This is a genomic window from Nostoc sp. NMS2 (genome assembly GCF_017115105.1).
GTDB lineage: Bacteria > Cyanobacteriota > Cyanobacteriia > Cyanobacteriales > Nostocaceae > Nostoc.
Genome location: NZ_JABXKH010000169.1, coordinates 1 through 18,824, shown reverse-complemented (window position 1 = coordinate 18,824; position 18,824 = coordinate 1). Strand labels below are relative to the sequence as shown.

The 18,824-nt window shown below is 41.6% G+C and carries 13 protein-coding genes; 11 read left to right on the top strand and 2 right to left on the bottom strand.

Annotated features, from left to right (window positions below):
- Positions 1-849 precede the first annotated feature (849 nt).
- On the bottom strand, positions 850-1,293 hold the full coding sequence (locus HWQ36_RS31615) for a response regulator (protein WP_292710231.1): 444 nt from the start codon (positions 1,291-1,293) through the stop codon (positions 850-852).
- A gap of 1,070 nt (positions 1,294-2,363) precedes the next feature.
- On the opposite strand from HWQ36_RS31615, the gene clpB reads away from it, so the two are divergent.
- On the top strand, positions 2,364-4,982 hold the full coding sequence (clpB, locus tag HWQ36_RS31610; RefSeq protein WP_292710228.1) for an ATP-dependent chaperone ClpB: 2,619 nt from the start codon (positions 2,364-2,366) through the stop codon (positions 4,980-4,982).
- A 255-nt stretch (positions 4,983-5,237) separates the two neighbouring features.
- Here clpB and HWQ36_RS31605 read toward each other — a convergent pair whose 3' ends face one another.
- Positions 5,238-5,792 (bottom strand): SRPBCC family protein, encoded by a 555-nt coding sequence (locus tag HWQ36_RS31605; protein ID WP_292710226.1) that lies wholly within the window; start codon positions 5,790-5,792, stop codon positions 5,238-5,240.
- Positions 5,793-6,212: 420 nt separating this feature from the next.
- Here HWQ36_RS31605 and HWQ36_RS31600 point away from each other — a divergent pair, with 420 nt between their 5' ends.
- The 10 genes from HWQ36_RS31600 (at position 6,213) to lpxD (ending at position 18,616) form a co-directional block, all read left to right on the top strand.
- A complete protein-coding gene (locus HWQ36_RS31600; protein WP_292710224.1) occupies positions 6,213-6,407 on the top strand; it encodes a hypothetical protein in 195 nt (64 codons plus the stop codon).
- A gap of 66 nt (positions 6,408-6,473) precedes the next feature.
- The gene (gene rd, locus HWQ36_RS31595) at positions 6,474-6,635 is read left to right on the top strand and encodes a rubredoxin (protein WP_292710221.1); all 162 of its coding nucleotides are present in this window, start codon (positions 6,474-6,476) and stop codon (positions 6,633-6,635) included.
- 52 nt (positions 6,636-6,687) lie between these two features.
- The gene (locus HWQ36_RS31590; protein WP_292710219.1) at positions 6,688-7,926 is read left to right on the top strand and encodes an NAD(P)/FAD-dependent oxidoreductase; all 1,239 of its coding nucleotides are present in this window, start codon (positions 6,688-6,690) and stop codon (positions 7,924-7,926) included.
- 1,823 nt (positions 7,927-9,749) lie between these two features.
- Positions 9,750-12,815 carry a peptidase domain-containing ABC transporter gene (locus tag HWQ36_RS31585; RefSeq protein WP_292710217.1) on the top strand — a complete coding sequence of 1,022 codons (3,066 nt, stop codon included), beginning with the start codon at positions 9,750-9,752 and terminating at the stop codon, positions 12,813-12,815.
- A gap of 207 nt (positions 12,816-13,022) precedes the next feature.
- Positions 13,023-14,570 carry an HlyD family efflux transporter periplasmic adaptor subunit gene (locus HWQ36_RS31580; RefSeq protein ID WP_292710215.1) on the top strand — a complete coding sequence of 516 codons (1,548 nt, stop codon included), beginning with the start codon at positions 13,023-13,025 and terminating at the stop codon, positions 14,568-14,570.
- Between the two features lie 43 nt (positions 14,571-14,613).
- Entirely contained in the window at positions 14,614-15,396 is a 783-nt protein-coding gene (locus HWQ36_RS31575; protein WP_292710212.1) for a peptidylprolyl isomerase, read from the top strand.
- 423 nt (positions 15,397-15,819) lie between these two features.
- A complete protein-coding gene (locus HWQ36_RS31570) occupies positions 15,820-16,143 on the top strand; it encodes a hypothetical protein (protein WP_292710210.1) in 324 nt (107 codons plus the stop codon).
- 385 nt (positions 16,144-16,528) lie between these two features.
- On the top strand, positions 16,529-16,849 hold the full coding sequence (locus HWQ36_RS31565) for a hypothetical protein (protein WP_292710207.1): 321 nt from the start codon (positions 16,529-16,531) through the stop codon (positions 16,847-16,849).
- A 61-nt stretch (positions 16,850-16,910) separates the two neighbouring features.
- Positions 16,911-17,240: a hypothetical protein gene (locus tag HWQ36_RS31560; protein ID WP_292710205.1), complete on the top strand. Its 330-nt coding sequence runs from the start codon at positions 16,911-16,913 to the stop codon at positions 17,238-17,240.
- Positions 17,241-17,563: 323 nt separating this feature from the next.
- The gene (gene lpxD / locus HWQ36_RS31555; RefSeq protein WP_292710202.1) at positions 17,564-18,616 is read left to right on the top strand and encodes a UDP-3-O-(3-hydroxymyristoyl)glucosamine N-acyltransferase; all 1,053 of its coding nucleotides are present in this window, start codon (positions 17,564-17,566) and stop codon (positions 18,614-18,616) included.
- Positions 18,617-18,824: the final 208 nt, after the last annotated feature.

The following is an 18,824-nucleotide window of genomic DNA, read 5'->3' as shown; positions in this document are numbered from 1 at the left end:
AATAATAGTTTGAGTATAAATTAAATAACTTAAGCTTGATTCGATAAATTAAGTTTTCAAATCACGCCTAGTTCTCATAGTTTCGATTTTCGCCTTAGTGTAAGAGGTTGTTTGAAAAGTGTTTGGCTGCGATTTTAGGCACTTAATTGATCCCCCCTAGCCCCCCTTAAAAAGGCTACGGTGTACACACAAGTCTGCTGGAGTTGCGCCACAGGCTTTTGATCCCTCCAACCCCCCGATAAATTGGGGGGCAAAAGCTCTTCAAAGTCCCCCTTTTTAAGGGGAGCCACTGCGGTCTTGGGGAGACCCCAAGTGAAGCAAGTGGCGTGGACTTAGGGGGATCTAAAACGTTTTGCTACCGAGAATAGGACTTTTCAAACATCCTCTAAGGGAAAGAGGAAAAGGGAAGCATCCCAATGCAAGCTTAAATCTTTTCCCTCACCCCCAGCCCCTCTCCCAAGCATGGGAGAGGGGAGATATAACTCTAGTTCCCCTTCTCCCAAACATGGGAGAAGGGGTTAGGGGATGAGGGCTATCAAGGTTTTTGCACATTTGGGATGCTCCCACGAAAAGGGGCAGTAAGCAGACGAGAGAACGAGAAAAAAAGAGTCAAAAACTTCCAACTGCCAAAAAGTAAGAAGCTAGAATAAATCCAATACCAATAATTCCGCTACTCAAAAGCAAAACTAATTGAGTTAGAATATACATTTGATAACTCGTGAGATTAATTATATTGTTTATCAAGTTCATTAGTAGCATTTCAAAAACAATTATCCCCACCAATAAATGACCCATATCATTACTTCTCAAAACTTAAATTACTATATCTAAGACATTAATTAGAGCTAGTTAGCATGAGGGCGAATGAAGATTATTGGCAATTGCTAAAATGCCAATTACAGCAATGAAATCATTAATAACTACGGGTTTAGCAAAGCATAGACTAAACCCAGCTAAGAGAGCGCGTTGATACATATCTTCAGTTACAGTACCTGTCAGAGCGATCGCTGGCACTACTTTGCCTCGCTCTCCGGTAAGTGTTCTCACTTGGTGAATCAGAGCATAGCCATCCTCCTTTGGCGAGGAAATACTATTCAAGAGAATATGAGGTTGCCATTGCACAAATATTTCCAGAGCTTGCTCTCCTAAAAATGCCACTTGCACCTTCATACCATAGGATTGCAACATCGGTGTCAACGAATTGCAGAAATTGACATCATTATCTACAAGGAGTACTCGTAGCCCTTGAAGAGATGAAGGATGAGTAGAAAATCTATTATTTATATATATCATAGTTTCAAAATTGAGATTTTATCAGAAGAATTCAGAACTCAGGCGTTTAGCCCATTCTGACTACTTTTTATAGCAGCTTTGATTGCAACAACTAGCATCCTAAAGACACTAGCTTTCATCGCCAAGATAAACCATTTATTTGTCCTACTAAATATAATTTTTTATTAACAATGTTAACTGTAACATCCTCTTGTTAGAGATCGTGTTTAAATAAATGTTTTAATAGTGGATTGTTTGTATAAATTGTATAAAATTACCAATAAATTTTTTGATAAAAAAAACATTTAAATTATTCTAATGATTCAGTAACTATTGCTATCAATATTATGTCTAACAAAGTATAATTTTTCTATCGTTAAGTAGTAGTTAACACAAAATTTAAGTTACGTGCCTGAAGGTGACAAAGAGGTTAAAAAGTACCAAAATCGTTGAAGATCCCCCTAAGGGACTTCCAAGAAATAAATTATTCCATCTTGTGGGGTGGGCATCCTGCCCGCCCTGAATATGGGACGGGTGTTAGCGTAGCGGCACGTAGTGCGGACACCCATCCCACAAGAAAATTTGGGATGTTTTTTTATTTGTCAGTCCCTAAATCCACGCTACTTGCTTCACTACAGCGCAACTCTTGGAGACGCTTTGCGCTAAACGAAGCTATGCCGTACCACTTCGTGGAAGCAAGCTACGCGCAGCGTCTCTAAGAGTTGGCTTTACGCGCATCGCGGGAACAGGGGTCTCCCCCGCCGCAGGATGCGCGAAGCGCTGTAGTGGAGCGACTGGCGTGGGTTAGGGGGGATCTAAATGTGAGGTAACTCTCAAAGACTTGTGTGTACACCGTAGCCCTGTGGGGGAGAGGCATAGATCGATATAAAAATGGGAAATACGGGAAAATACCACTTTTACAAGACGTGAACACCGATCTAGCCGATCGCCTTCATCTTCTTACAATAACGATATGAGAACAAAAATTTTCCTTTCCTTGGAGCCTAACCTACAGAAAGCCGCCGTGGTCTGAGGTCAGCAGTGCTTTACGCTTTTACGATGTCTAATATGGTTCGTTCCTGAAAAAGCCTATGCAACCTACTAATCCTAACCAATTTACAGAGAAAGCCTGGGAAGCGATCGCCCACACCCCCGATATTGTTAAACAATATCAACAACAGCAGATAGAAAGCGAACACCTGATGAAGGCGTTGCTAGAACAAGATGGTCTAGCAACTGGGATTCTTACTAAAGCGGGTGTTAATCTCCAAAAACTGCGCGATCGCACCGAACAATTTTTTCAACGTCAGCCGAAAGTATCCGGTAATAGTACCTCAGTATACTTGGGACGTAGCTTAGATACACTTCTAGATCGAGCAGACGTGTATCGCAAAGAGTTTCAAGACGAATATATTTCAATTGAACACCTATTGCTGGCTTACGCTAAAGATGACCGCTTTGGCAAAGCTTTATTCCAAGAGTTTAATTTAGACGAAGGCAAGCTCAAAAATATTATTAAACAAGTTCGTGGGAGTCAAAAAGTGACCGACCAAAATCCAGAAGGCAAATACGAAGCACTGGAAAAATACGGGCGTGACCTTACAGAAGCTGCGCGTAAAGGTCAACTCGATCCAGTAATTGGGCGAGATGATGAGATTCGTCGGACTGTGCAAATTCTCTCTCGCCGTACCAAAAATAACCCTGTCCTAATTGGTGAACCGGGTGTTGGTAAAACTGCGATCGCCGAAGGATTAGCACAGCGCATTATCGCAGGTGATGTACCCCAATCCCTCAAAGACCGCAAGCTAATTTCTTTAGATATGGGTGCTTTGATTGCGGGGGCAAAATTTCGGGGTGAATTTGAAGAACGCCTGAAAGCAGTATTAAAAGAAGTTACTGAATCTGGCGGCAATATTGTTTTATTTATTGATGAAATTCACACCGTTGTCGGTGCTGGTGCAACCCAAGGTGCGATGGATGCTGGTAACTTGTTAAAACCGATGTTGGCGCGGGGCGAATTGCGCTGTATTGGGGCAACAACTCTAGATGAATACCGCAAACATATCGAAAAAGATGCCGCACTAGAAAGACGCTTCCAGCAAGTTTATGTCGATCAGCCTAGTGTAGAAGATAGTATTTCGATTTTGCGCGGGTTGAGAGAACGTTATGAAAACCACCACGGGGTGAAGATTTCTGATAGTGCTTTAGTTGCAGCAGCTGTATTGTCGAGTCGATATATTAGCGATCGCTTTCTCCCTGATAAAGCCATTGACTTGGTAGACGAAGCCGCCGCGAGATTAAAAATGGAGATTACCTCCAAACCTGAAGAACTCGACGAAATCGACCGCAAGATTCTGCAATTGGAAATGGAGAAGTTATCGCTGCAAAAAGAAAGCGATGCTGCTTCTCGTGAACGTCTAGAAAGATTGGAAAAAGAAATTGCCGATCTCAAAGAAGAACAAAGAACTCTCAATACTCAATGGCAATCTGAAAAAGATATCATTGACAAAATTCAGTCTGTTAAAAAAGAGATTGAACGGGTCAATTTAGAGATTCAGCAAGCAGAACGCGATTACGATCTTAACCGCGCTGCTGAGTTGAAATACGGTAATTTAACCAGTTTACATCGTCAATTGGAAGCAGTAGAAGCGGAATTGGCAAGCGCTCAACGAAGTGGTAAATCACTATTACGGGAAGAAGTAACGGAAGCTGATATTGCCGAAATTATTTCTAAATGGACAGGGATTCCTATTAGCAAGTTGGTGGAATCTGAGAAAGAGAAACTGCTGCATTTAGAAGATGAACTGCACCACCGTGTAATTGGACAAGAAGAAGCAGTCACAGCCGTAGCGGATGCAATTCAGCGATCGCGCGCTGGACTGGCTGATCCTAATCGTCCCATCGCTAGCTTTATTTTCCTTGGGCCTACGGGTGTGGGTAAAACTGAGTTGGCGAAAGCGCTGGCGGCGTATATGTTCGACAGCGAAGATGCGCTGGTGCGAATCGATATGTCGGAATACATGGAGAAACACGCCGTCTCCCGTTTAATCGGTGCGCCTCCAGGATACGTGGGTTACGAAGAAGGCGGACAACTTACAGAAGCGATTCGTCGCCGTCCTTACTCCGTGATTCTCTTTGACGAAATTGAGAAAGCACACCCCGATGTATTTAATATTTTCTTGCAAATTCTCGATGATGGTCGCGTTACTGATGCCCAAGGTCATAAAGTGGACTTCAAGAACGCTATTATCATCATGACTAGCAACATCGGTTCGCAATACATTCTTGATGTCGCTGGAGATAACGCCCACTACGACGAAATGCGCCGTCGAGTCATGGAGGCAATGCGGAATAGCTTCCGTCCAGAGTTCCTGAACCGAATTGACGAAATCATCATCTTCCACGGTTTGGATAAGAAGGAATTGCGGCAAATTGTGCTATTGCAAGTAGAGAGATTGCGGCAAAGATTGAGCGATCGCAAAATATCCCTGAAACTCTCAGATATTGCACTTGACTTTTTAGCAGAAGTAGGGTACGACCCAGTGTATGGAGCGCGTCCACTGAAGCGGGCGATTCAGCGAGAGTTAGAAACTCAAATTGCCAAATCCATTTTGCGGGGTGAATTTAACGATGGCAACACCATCTTTGTAGATGTGCAAAATGAGCGTCTTTCTTTTAGTCGCTTACCCGTTGAGGTGTTTACCAGCTAATTCAGTGTGAGTTCAACGCCTAATTAGTCGAATATAAAACACCTCTCCCTGGTTTTACTACGCAAAACCGTCCCTCTCCGAGTCGGAGAGGGACGATTTTGAACTTTAGTTCAAGGCAGGGAGAGGTTTGTGGAACTCACTCTCTTTACAGTGCTTTTCAAGTAATTGAACTACACCATTCCCAATTCCCAATTCCCCCTACTTCGACTGCGCTCAGTACAAGTTCCCCATTCCCAATTCCCAATTCCCAATTCCCTATTGCTTACAAATCACTTGTCGCATTTTACGCATATTTGCAGGTAACTCAAAGTTCATTGCTTGTTGAATGAAAATTGATGGAATGGGAATCAGAGGTGTAGCTTGCACAGTATAAGCAAGCAACGTGCCATTACCGCAATCTTTTAGTTCTAAATGGGCGTTAAAGTCCTCAAAAGTCCCTTTTTCCATGCGAAATTGGATTTGTTGCCCCAGCACTTCTACAACGTTGAGGTAAATTTCCACTTGAGCCGTGAAAAAGAAAAAGGCTTTTTGTGCTGCTTGATACAAACGTTTGACTTCACCTTTGTGCGATATCTCGCTTTTAGTGATATCAGGAAAATATTGTACCCACCTGGGATAATCAGTTAATTGCTGCCAAACTTGCGATCGCACCATCGGCAAATACATCCAGGCTGTCACCGCGCCACCACACATCTTGTGAGATCGCGTTTCTACCAAAATTTCACCCTGTACCAGCAACTTTTGCTTATCTTGACTCCAAGCCATATCTGAACCTGCAATAATTGAGTCTGAGATATGAGACGCAGACATAATGATTTTGGTTACTCCTCAACTCACCCACCTAAATAGAATTGAAACTACAAGCCATAAAACTTGATTTAGATCCAACCCATTAAATTTAGTTCCAGTCTAATACCTATCCTTTCCGGAAAGGGTGATTTTTTACTAATTATTTCAGTTACTTTACTACAAAAAATGTAATTCTTATCACAATTAACACAATCAATACTTAAGTAGACTTAATAATAACAGTATTTATAAATGAAAAACTAAGTTCTTAACAGCTAGAATGGCACAAACACTATTTAATATCAAGTACCTTACCCCAACCTCTGGATAGGATCTCTCGGTTTTTACGTGTTATTTCTGATGAAACTGTAGCTTCATCGTAACTTCATATCTAATTGTCAATATCAAGTGTAATTTCTGTTGAGTTGAGAGGAAAATTAAGTGAGTCAATCTTCTTTAAATCGTAGATTAATCCAGATTTTCGGTATTCTTCTTGGTGTTAGTGTAGCCGTCTGGGTACTGAGAGGCTTTGGTATTCTCACTTTTATTCCAGGTGGAATAATTTTGCTACTGCTACTAGGGGCGATCGCGATCGGGATGATCAGTTATGCCCAAAGGACTTGGTGGCGTTTGTAATCTGATTTATGAAAGTCATTGGTCATTAGTCATTAGTCTTTGATAAAGATACTAGGAAAAAGGAACATGGCAAAGTATATATGTACCGTTTGCGGCTATGAATACGATCCAGAATTCGGCGATCCAGAAAGCGATATAGCGCCGGGAACAGCCTTTGAAAATATACCAGATGATTGGGTATGTCCGGCTTGTGGTTCCACCAAAGATCAATTTGAACTAGTTGAATAGTGAAGATAAGGGCTAGCCTAGTAAAGTACGTGCTATTGAGAAATTTTAGAACTTGCTACCGTTACGAATCGTAGTTATTGGGGGTGGGGCTGCGGGATTTTTTGGCGCGATCGCTTGTGCTAAAGCCAATCCTGATGCCCAGGTTACTTTACTCGAAGCCAGTCGTCAACCACTGGCGAAAGTGCTAATTTCTGGTGGTGGACGCTGCAACGTTACTCACGCTTGCTTTGATGCGGAGGAGTTAGTACAAAATTACCCCAGAGGCGCAAAAGCTTTGCGGGGTGCTTTGACTCGCTTTGGCCCTCAAGATACAGTAGCTTGGTTTGCTGCTGATGGAGTCTATCTAAAAACTGAAGCTGATGGCCGGATGTTTCCTGTCACCAATACTTCAGAAACCATTGTGGAGTGTCTAGTTAAAGCGGTGGCGAAATCTGGCGTAAAACTCCGTGTGGGTACACACGTAACTTCGGTGAAACGAACCGCAGCAGATGGGGGGTTTGATATTCTTCTCAAGTCAGAAGAGACGATTAAATGCGATCGCTTACTTCTTGCTACCGGCAGCAGCATTGTCGGTTATAAAATTGTCCAAGAGTTAGGCCATCAAATTGAACCGCCAGTACCCTCGTTATTTACCTTCAACATTCTCGATCAAAAGCTGCGGGAGTTAGCTGGAGTTAGCGTTAACTCTGCCCAATTGCGGTTATCTGCGGGCGGAAAATCTCAATTACAACAAACTGGGCCATTGCTAATTACCCACTGGGGTTTGAGTGGCCCGGCTGTTTTGAAGCTTTCTGCTTGGGGTGCGAGAGTTCTGCAAGAAAGCCGCTATCAAGCTACATTATTGATTAATTGGCTGCCCCTTATGCACCAAGAACAAGTGCGAGAAAAAGTTTTAGCAGTTAAGGATGAATGGGGAAAGAAAGCGATCGCATTGCATCGCGGCGTTGACTTACCCCATCGTCTCTGGCAATATATCATTACTCGTGCAGGCATCACCACAGACGACCGTTGGGCAGAAATATCTAGCAAAACCTTAAATCAATTAGTACAAGAGCTAACTCAGGGACAATACTTAATCAACGGCAAAGGAGCCTTTAAAGAAGAATTTGTTACCTGTGGCGGCGTTAAACTCAAAGAAGTCAACTTCAAGACGATGGAAAGTAGGTTAGTTCCTGGTCTTTATTTTGCCGGAGAAATCTTAGATATTGATGGTGTCACCGGTGGCTTTAACTTTCAAAGTGCTTGGACAACCGGGTATTTAGCAGGTGTAGCAATGGGGACTAGCGACTAGTAATCTGTCCCATTAATTTTGCGGGGCTGTAAGATCCCCGACTTCTTAAAGAAGTCGGGGATCTGATCGTTTTCACCTATCAGAATTAATGACATAAACCTTTAAGTAAGTTGGCGCGAAAAACTCCAAGTATGTTACGAAACGTAAATGGGCTTAAAACTCTTACTAATGACCTGACAAAGGACGAATGACAGTATGCGCCAGTTAACTTTAATTGCGCCGACTTACTTACATTGATGATAGCGATCGCTACCTCTGTGGGAATAGTCGCCAATACCGACAGAGTGTATGCCCATAAAATAATTGATTTGTAAACTATCTCAATGCAGATTTATCCGTTAGACCAATTCTAAAGATTTAATAAAGCTAAAATTTATAGATTTTGTGTACCAGCATTTATCTGATAGCGATCGCTACCTCTGCAAGACATAGGCGCTAATAACTGGAAAGGACAGATTACTAAAAACTGCATAAAATCGTTTATTTGTACACTATATCAATGCAGATTTATACCCTAAACTAATTTTAAAGATTTAGTAAAGGCAATATATTTTTTTTGTGATGAAGGGATAATTGCTTGACAAACAGTTTCAAAATATACAATATACTGTTAATGTAATCATCAGCGTGTAAAAAATCCTGGTTTTACTGGTTTTCTGTTTATAGCTAGCCAGTTAATTTATTTAGATATTCTACTTCTATCCGACCTCAGCCATCTATTCAAAGCCTGTGTTCTTGAAAGGCTGATGTGCTGTTAGATGACCAGGATATTCATAAGTTCATTTATTTAATGCTCTTTTGTGCTTATGAGGAGAAAAAAATAAGATGCTGACCTTAAATTTTTTTCAAAACCTCGCTTTATCAGCAAAGCCAAAAACACTGTTTGGAGCCAAGCACTGAGAAACAAGGTTTTAAATATTTTCTCATGAGACTAATGAAAGAGCGCTAATCAGACATCTACTCAATGTTTATGTTGTTTAAAGAGTGAGGTGGTATCACTACGAAATGATACGACTTTCATATTTATCTCAAATAGCAAATTTGTATCGTAAACTACCCTCAACAAGCTTAAGTTCACGCTTTAGACTCCCAAATACTAGAGAGTAACACTTAAGTTTTGAATAAGAAGGAGTCATTAAACCTCCCTTGGACATCCAGTCGCACAGAATCCATTCTGGATTCAGGCGGATGTATTCTGAATTCTTCTTCGGTAAAACTGGAAATTGCCCCCTAGACTCCCAAAGTGCTAGGGGGAAATCCCAGCTTTAGTTGCATCATATCAGGTTATTACACAGTTAACCTCTTTGGGTTAACTTACCGTGCATCTGCATGTGAAATCTCGGCTAGGAGGGCTTCACAATCAGCTGCATCAGTTTTATGCATTTGCGTTTTACCATCAATGACAACTGTTAAAATTATGACACTTCTTCATCATCAGAATCAAGCTGTAAGAAACCAAGTTTTTGTAACCTACAATGCTTGCATCAGCAATTTTTTTGCATTCCAACCGCTAATACCAAGATTTTGGCTTAAAAATCTACCCAATCGCCTCATAAGCAGGAATATATTTCTTAGTTGAGTTGAATATAGACCTAACAAGAACAGTCCCTTCCCTACAAAGGAAGGGGAGTCTGAAGCATGCAGATATTCTATAACCTATGCATTCTCAATCAAGAGAAATAGACAGATGCAAGAATTTCTGGTTCAGCACTGATAATTTATCGGGAGCAAAGGCATGATACTTGCATTCCTGAACAAAGTAGGTACAGAGACAGTAGGGATCAATATTTTTAATTCAATAGAGCGTTCTTGGAGGTTAGCAGGTGCAATCTTTGTTTTCCAAGGATCAGTTGGGTAAAGAAATTGCCTCGTTTTTAGATTTCCAGGTTTCAGAAAAAGACTTGGAAAACTGTTTGACAATGGTAGAAATCGTTGAACCACCGTTAGCAAAACAGTTTTGGCAATTAGAACGGGCAAGACCGGGAATTTACGTAGTCTTGGCAGGTAAAGTCAGGCTCTTAGATTCTGCTGATAATCTGATTGCAACTCTGACAATAGGAGCTTCCTTTGGTGAAGGAAGTTTGTTTGCAACCAGAGAGTGGCAAGATTATAGTGCTAGGGCTTCTGATGGGCTGAAGCTTTGTTATCTCCCAGATGAAATGCTGCAAGCTTTGATAAATCAGTATCCCAATATTAGCGATCGCCTTTTTGCTCGTGCTGAACTTTGGGATTTATTACTGGCTTATTGTTGCAGTTCACCCCAGCCGCCGATATCTGTACCAAATATTCTGCAAGCATTATCTTTATTTGAGCGGCGCGATCTGGAAATTGGAGCTATACCGCCAGAACTTTATCAAGATTGCCAGTTGTGGCTGCTATATCGGGGCGAACTCTCAAATGCAGATGGGCGCAAGTTCGTAGCCACAAAGATCCAGATACCTCAACAAAAGGGTTGGCGAGTCACACAACCCTCGGTTGTGTACGTGTTGAAAAATTCTCATTGGCAAGCAGCACTGCAATATTGGTCAGAATTGGCATATTTCACCAACTCGGATGCAATTCCTACCAGCAATACCCGCCGGGAAATCCGCCAGAGTCAGTTGCAACCACCACAACTTAGTCAGCAAAGGAAAATCATCCCTTTTCCGATGCAGACTGCACCAAAACAACAGTCAAATAAACAACCTTACTTTCCCAGCCCGAAAGTACAAATGGGGCATTGGTGGCGACATTTCACCAAGCGCTATCCGTTCTATGCCCAACAAAGCACTTCCGACTGTGGCGCTGCTTGTCTAGTAATGATTGGTAGTTATTGGGGCAAGCACTTTAGTGTGAATCGCCTACGGGATATGGTCAACGTCAATCGTAGTGGCGCGTCTTTACATGCCCTCTCAACGGCAGCCGAAAACCTCGGTTTTGTGACTCGTCCGGTAAGAGCCAGTCTCGATAAATTAGCAGAACAATCTCTACCTGCGATCGCTCATTGGGAAGGTAAACACTTCGTCGTTGTCTATGAGATTACGAAAAAGCGAGTGATTATCGCCGATCCTGCCATCGGTCAACGCACCCTGACCAGAATGGAATTTCAAGCCGGTTGGAGTGATTATGCATTGTTGCTGCAACCCACAATCCAACTCAAGGATGGCAAGGAGGAGAGTGCAAGCTTCTGGAAGTTTTTTGAGTTAGTCAAACCTCACCATAAGGTACTGTTTGAAGTCCTCATGGCTTCAGTGCTGATTCAGGTATTTGGACTAGTAACGCCAGTATTTACCCAATTGTTATTAGATCGAGTCCTTGTGCAACGCAGTTTAGCCACCTTAAACGCCGTCGGTTTGGGAATGATCATTTTTGGTTTGTTCCGTATCGCCATGAACGGAGTGCGGCAATATCTGCTGGATCATACTGCCAACCGCGTTAGCATTTCCCTACTGGTGGGTTTCATCAAACATACCTTCCGCTTGCCCCTTTCCTATTTCGAGTCGCGTTATGTCGGGGATATAGTCTCGCGCATCCAAGAAAACCAGAAGATTCAGCACTTCCTGACCGGACAAACACTGTCCATCATGCTGGATATGCTGACATTGGTGATCTATCTGGGCATGATGTTTTGGTATAGCTGGCGCATGGCATTATTCGTACTGTTTACAGTGCCGCCATTTTTTATCCTGGCGCTGGCTAGCACAAGTATTTTGCGCCGCATCTCCAGAGAGATTTTTAATGCTGGAGCCGAAGAAAACAGCTATCTCATAGAATCCCTCACCGGAATTCGCACTGTCCGCTCATTGGCCATTGAACAGACGGTGCGCTGGCGTTGGGAGAAACTGCTGAATAATTTGGTCAAAAAAAGCTTTAATGCTCAGATAATTGGCAACCGCCTCCAAATTATCAGTGGTGTCATCGAAACCTTTGTGAATACGTCATTGCTGTGGTTTGGAGCCTTGCAGGTGATTCAAGGAGAACTCACCGTTGGACAATTAGTTGCTTTCAATATGTTGGTGGGAAACGTCTTGAGTCCTTTTCAACGGCTTTCGCTGTTGTGGAATGAATTGCAGGAAATCATTATTTCTACTGAGCGGATAAATGATGTCTTAGAGGCAGAACCAGAAGAAGATTTGCAAAATAAACCCCGCAAGTCTTTAGGTAGGCTTCGCGGTCATATTCGCTTTGAAAATGTGACCTTTCGCTATCACCCAGAAAGCGAGACTAACGTGCTGGAAAATATCAGCTTTGAAATCCAGCCTGAGCAAATGATTGCAGTGGTGGGACGCAGTGGTTCTGGTAAAACTACCCTCAGCAAGTTGATTTTGGGTTTATACCCAGCGACAGATGGCAAGGTATTGATTGACGGTCATGATGTCACAAATATATCCCTGCGATCGCTCCGTTCTCAAATAGGTGTTGTCGATCAAGATACCTTTTTGTTTGGCGGCACCATTCAAGAAAATATTGCTATTGCTCATCCCGAAGCTTCTTTAGAAGAAGTTATTCAAGCAGCACAATTTGCTGGAGCAGATGAATTTATCCAAAAACTCCCAATGGGTTATGAATCCCAAATTGGTGAAGGCGGCGGAATGCTCTCTGGTGGGCAACGTCAACGTCTAGCGATCGCTCGTGCTTTGCTCGGAAATCCCCATTTGTTACTTTTTGATGAAGCCACCAGTCACCTAGACTCGGAATCAGAACGGATTATTCAAAACAACCTCAAAACAATTCTCAAAGAGCGCAGCAGCGTAATTATTGCTCATCGCCTCTCTACTGTCCGCAATGCCGATCTGATTTTGGTTTTAGACCAAGGCATCTTGGTGGAAAGCGGTACTCACGATGAATTAATCGCTAAAAAAGGCCATTACTACTATCTAAATCAACAACAACTGACTCAAGCAAGTTGATGGGGCATTGGGCATTGGGAATTGGGCAGAGGAGCAGGGGGCAGGGGGCAAGGGAGAGATTTATTCAATAAAATTCCCCCTTATCTTCTTTGTCTCCCTTATCCCCCTCATCTCCCCCTGCTCCCTGCTCCCCACTCCCTGCTCCCCACTCCCCACTCCCCACTCCCCACTCCCCACTCCCCATCTACTGTTTTAGGAAATAAAACTATGCCTTATGCATCTGTTAATTCCTCATCCACACTTCCCAAAGAGGATAAGAATGAGTATCAAAGTTATCCACAAATAGAGGAATCTCCCGATGTTGAACAGACGACGGCAGGTAATGCCAAAGATTTGTATTACGGCACTGAAGAACTGCTGGATGCTCTACCAAGGCTCTGGACTCGTGGTTTGTTGTATGTACTGCTAGGCTTTGCTGTCCTCGTCTTACCTTGGGCAACACTCTCGAAAGTGGATGAAACTGGAACCGCCAAAGGACGGATAGAACCTCAAGGGGCAACGCAAAAATTAGACGCTCAAGTAGGCGCAAGTGTGAAAGCTGTCAACGTCAAAGAAGGAGATGCAGTTAAAGCAGGGCAGATTTTGCTGGAACTTGAGTCTGACATTCTGCAAACAGAACTACAACAGGTGCAGACAAAGTTATCGGGACTGCAATATCAGCGATCGCAACTGGATATACTCAAAAATCAATTACAGTTGACCCTTAATGTTCAGGAGCAACAAAACCAATCTCAAGCTTTAGAAAAAATATCCCAAGTGAACCAGGCAAAACAAAACCTGGATGCAAAAGAGAGTACCTATAACCTCCAGAAGTTAGAAAAACAGGCATTAGTTAGTCAGGCACAACAGCAGATTAAAACTACTCAAGATGACGAGAAGTCGGCTCAAAGTCGTTTGAGCATAGATTCAAAACAAGTTGAACGCTTTAGCCAACTTGTGAACAAAGGTGCGGTTTCCGCAACCCAAATAGATCAACTCAGAAAAGAGGAAGAAGAAAGTAAACGAGTCTATAAAAAAGCCGAATCTGACATCAAGCAAGCCCAATTGCGCTTAACTGAAGAGCTAAATCGTTATCAAGCAACAATCAGTCAGTTAGAGGCTGACATCACACAAGCAAGACTGCGATCGCAAGAAGAACAAAGCAGCTATCAAAGCTTGCTACAAGCAGGAAAACTGACTGTGCTGAAAAGTCAGGAACAACTAAAAGACCTACAAGGACAAATTGCGGCACTGCAATCGGAAATTGCTCAGACTGGAAGCCAGATAGTATCCATAAAACTTCAGATGCAGCAACGAATAGTGCGATCGCCTATTAATGGGGTGATTTATGAATTGCCCATCAAGAAGCCAGGAGTCGTAGTCCAAACTGGTCAGAGAATTGCCCAAATCGCGCCCAAAAGTGTTGGTTTTGTACTCAAAGCACAAGTGCCTAGTCAAGATAGCGGCTTCTTGAAAGTGGGAATGCCTGTCAAAATCAAGTTTGATGCTTATCCTTTCCAAGAGTATGGCATCGTCCAAGGGAAAGTTACTTGGATCTCTCCCGACTCGAAAGTTAGCCAAACAGCCCCAGGAAACATTGAAACCTTTGAGTTAGAAATCGCCTTAGAGCAGCAATATGTACAAAATGGCGATAAACATATTCCCCTAACTGCCGGTCAGACAGCAACCGCCGAAGTCATTATTCGCCAGAGGCGAGTAATTGACTTTGTTTTAGATCCATTTAAGAAACTACAAAAAGGCGGTTTAGAGCTTTAGTCATTGGTCAAAAGACAAATCATAAAATTATCGGAGTTATATCATGCTTAAACTTCTGACAATTTCTGATTCAGATATCATTCACAACGTCAAACTCTCCTGTCAAATCCCAGGTGTCGTAGAAGCGATCGCATATCAAAAAATTATTGCGGAAGCAGCCCAAGAAGCACACCTCCGAGTTGAGGAAGAAGAACTACAGCAAGAAGGAGATAACTTACGGTTAGCTCACAATCTCATCAAAGCTAAAGACACCTGGATCTGGCTGAAAAAACATCATCTGTCTCTAAATGAGTTTGAAGAATTAGCTCACAGCAACATCCTGTCGAGGAAGTTAGCAAATCATCTATTTTCTGCTCAAGTCGAACGATTCTTTTATGAGCATCAACTAGATTATGTTGCCGCCATAACTTATGAAGTGATCTTTGATGATAGAGACTTAGCCTTAGAACTGTTTTATAAGTTGCAAGAATACGAAATCAGCTTTCCAGAAATCGCTAGTTTATATATTCAACAACCAGAACTCCGTCGGATTTACGGATATCAGGGACTCCAACATCGCAAAGATTTTCGTCCAGAGATTGCGGCGGCTGTGTTTGCTAGTTCTGCTCCAGAAATCATAAAACCGATTCAGACTCATTTAGGAGTCCATTTAATTTGGGTAGAAGAAATTATTCAACCCCAATTAAATGAGCAATTGCGCCAACAAATTATTACAGAATTATTTTCCTATTGGTTAAAACAACAACTTGAATTTATGACAATCATCATTCAATTAGATTCTGATGCCAATTTACAACCACAGGAGGAATTTCTACAGAAGGCTTAAGTTATAACCAATGCTAAATAGCTAATCTAATTTCAAAATTTTCATAATTAGGTTAAACGAGGTCTGTTTTAAATATGTTTTATCAGGGGATAGTATTTCCTGTAAAACATTTTTAAACTTACGCATTTAAAAGCCTAATCTCCGAAAAAACAAAGCTGCTAAAAAAGTATTTTTTTAGCAAAAATGATTTTTGGGCAGTAAAAAACAAAGGATATTTGCCCAAATTTATCGTGCTATTTTGCAATAAATACTAATAAGAGTTTTTCGGTAATTTAGACATTCTATATTAAAAATATCTATTGATTAAAGGTAGAAATTTACTTGCTTTTTTTGAGAATGAAAGATATATTAAAAATGTCGCCAATAAAAATAAATCGGTGACATAAAAGCCAAAGCAAACTCCAAATTCCCAGGAGAAAGATAATGTTCATTTCTGATTTAAACATCTTAGAAGTTGTTGAAAAATCTGCTAACATCGAAGGTGGTATAGCTCCTCGCTCCTACACCCAAGCTGATAGAATCAGTGTTACTTTTGATTCTTTCAATAACTTTGCAACTTTTGTTAGAGATCCCCGCACATTCAACAACAGTGCTGCTGCTGGTGCTAAGGGCGATGCACAAAATACTCGCTTCTCCAGCGTTCCTACTTACTCCTTCACTAAGGCTGATACAGTAGCTGTCGCAGATTACTTGGGTCAGTCCTTCTCTGCTAGCACCTCTGCTGCTGTAATCAACCGAGCATTCTAAATAGGTTTTATTAACTTCAATCTCCTGAGATTGTGACATTAGCAATCTTCAATAAATTCTCTTGAAGATTGTTAATGTTTTTACCTATTACATTTTAGTCACAAGTGTGAAGCTTGAACTTTAATTAGTTAACTCGCTTAGTTGTCTATCTCATAAATTTTGATTAGTAGTTGGCGCTTTAGCGCTGAAGCGCTTAACTACTTAATTAAATATGGTTTGTAAGAATTACTGTCCTGTATAGACGTGATATTTGGACTCTATAGATATAAGGATTTATCTCTAACTCAATTACTTATTAAAACCTCAATGATAATTCATAAAGTATTTTTTGATTGAATATTTTAGCTTATAAAGCCTTGCAAATAAGAGTTATATTGAGGTAGCTGTGAGGAAGCGATTAATTATCAATGACTTAAGTTATCTACAGCATGTTACCGACAGTAGTGCTGTAGTAGCTGGTAATGCCTATGCTATTACTAACACCATAACAAGAACTGGGTATCGATATGCAACATCGAATGCAGTGGCACTTGCTCAAGGTCAGTTTACAGCAACTGATGCACAAACTTTAGCAACAGTTCGTTACTACGGTAACTTCTCTATAAGTTTTGCAGATGCCAGAGCTACTGCTGTTGCAATCAGTGGTAATCAAACTGCTCGTTCGTCTAGTTTTAGTACTTCTACTTCGCTTTCTTTTGACAGTTAGTTCCGATATTTAAGACTTGAGCAAAGATAACTTACTTACTTCATTAATATCAAGGTGTAGTATGAATAGATTAGAAATATCAAATCTGAGTTTTTGTGAGATAGCGTCAAATCAAAAAGTTGATCTGAAAGGGGGATTTTCTCTTGGTGAAAACTTTAGATATAGAGATATATCTTTATATTTAAATTGGTTTGTTTTTGCCGTACCTGTAGAATTTACTCCTGAACAAGTATATTCTGGGTCAGATGTTATTGTTAATAAATTAGTAAATCAACCGACAGGCACATCTGGATATACAGTATCAAATAAAGATGGTACATCTCAGGCTGGTGTCATAACTGGTCGAAACTCTAAAATTTCTTTTGCATCATCCGTCTACTATTCTTATTAAAGAACCCCTAATTTAATCAGAGCTTTTTAAAAATGATTCTTCGTCAAGTTGTAATTAAGCGGCTAATTTCAACTGATAGCAATATTATTGCAGAAGCAAAAAGTGTAGCCAAGTATCTAGTAATAACCGCCCGCCGATTTAGTCATTAGTCAAGAGGTCATCGCTATTAATTACTAATGACCAATGTCTACATTGACTAAGAACAGTCTGATTGCCTCATCAATGCGTCGGCTCACCAATAGGCAGCTAGAAAATTACTGTATTAGCTCATAAAGAGGGAAAATTATCTTGTCATTGTAGATAAATTTTGAACACACCCAACAATGAAATTCAGTGAAATCCTGCGCCAATTTGGTGATGCCACTACCAATCATAGTTTGGCTAGCAACCCAGACCATGACCCAGAAATTACAGGTGTAGCCGCCATTGATGAAGCTACTATCGGTACTCTCAGTTATGTAGAAGGAGCAAAATTTTGGTCTTTTGTCGGTAAAACCAATGCTAGTGCTTTAATTTTGCCTCAAGACGAAAAATTACAGGTGCTTGCACAAGAGAGGGGTATTGTCTGGATAGCGACCGCAGATCCACGACTGTTATTTGCCAAAGCGATCGCACTGTTTTACCAACCATATCGCCCCGTTCCAGAAATTCATCCCACTGCTGTAATTCACCCGAGCGCAAAAGTTGGTAGTGATGTTTACGTTGGCCCCTATGCTGTGATTCAACAAGGTGTAGAAATTGGCGATGGTGCAATTATTCATCCCAATGTGGTGATTTATCCAGATGCCAAAATCGGCGATCGCACCACCCTACACGCCAACTGTACGATTCACGAACGCAGCCGCATCGGTGCAGATTGTGTGATTCACAGTGGTGCAGTCATCGGTGCAGAAGGCTTTGGTTTTGTTCCTACCCGTACTGGTTGGTTGAAAATGGAACAATCTGGCTATACAGTCTTAGAAGATGGCGTGGTAGTTGGCTGTAACACCGCTATTGATCGCCCAGCAGTCGGAGAAACACGGATAGGCCTCAATACAGTAATTGATAACTTAGTGCAAATAGGTCATGGTTGCCAAATCGGTTCTGGCTGTGCGATCGCAGGTCAGGCTGGCATGGCGGGGGGCGTAAAACTGGGAAATCGCGTTATTTTAGCTGGACAAACCGGAATAGCCAATCAAGTGAAAATGGGAGATGGTGCGATCGCATCTGCTCAAACGGGAATTCACAGCGATGTTGCACCAGGAGAAATTGTCTCAGGAACTCCAGCCATTCCTTACAAACTATATCTCAAAGTATCTGCTGTTTATAGTCGCCTACCAGATATGTATCAATCGCTAAAACAATTGCAACGTAAATTCAAAAATAGCAATAATTGAAGCAGGCATTCGGCATAATCTAGTCGAGGCAATAGATAAACGCATCAATCGCCACGATATCTGCCGAATGCCAACCCCATCTCAGGAAAGTTGAGGTTGAGGGGAAAGAACAAAAGCCTTCTCAAAATTGTTTGAGAAGGCTTTTGTTCATTTAAAAAATTATCCCTGGCATCGAGCTATTTTTGCGTAGGGCGACCCCTAAACTATC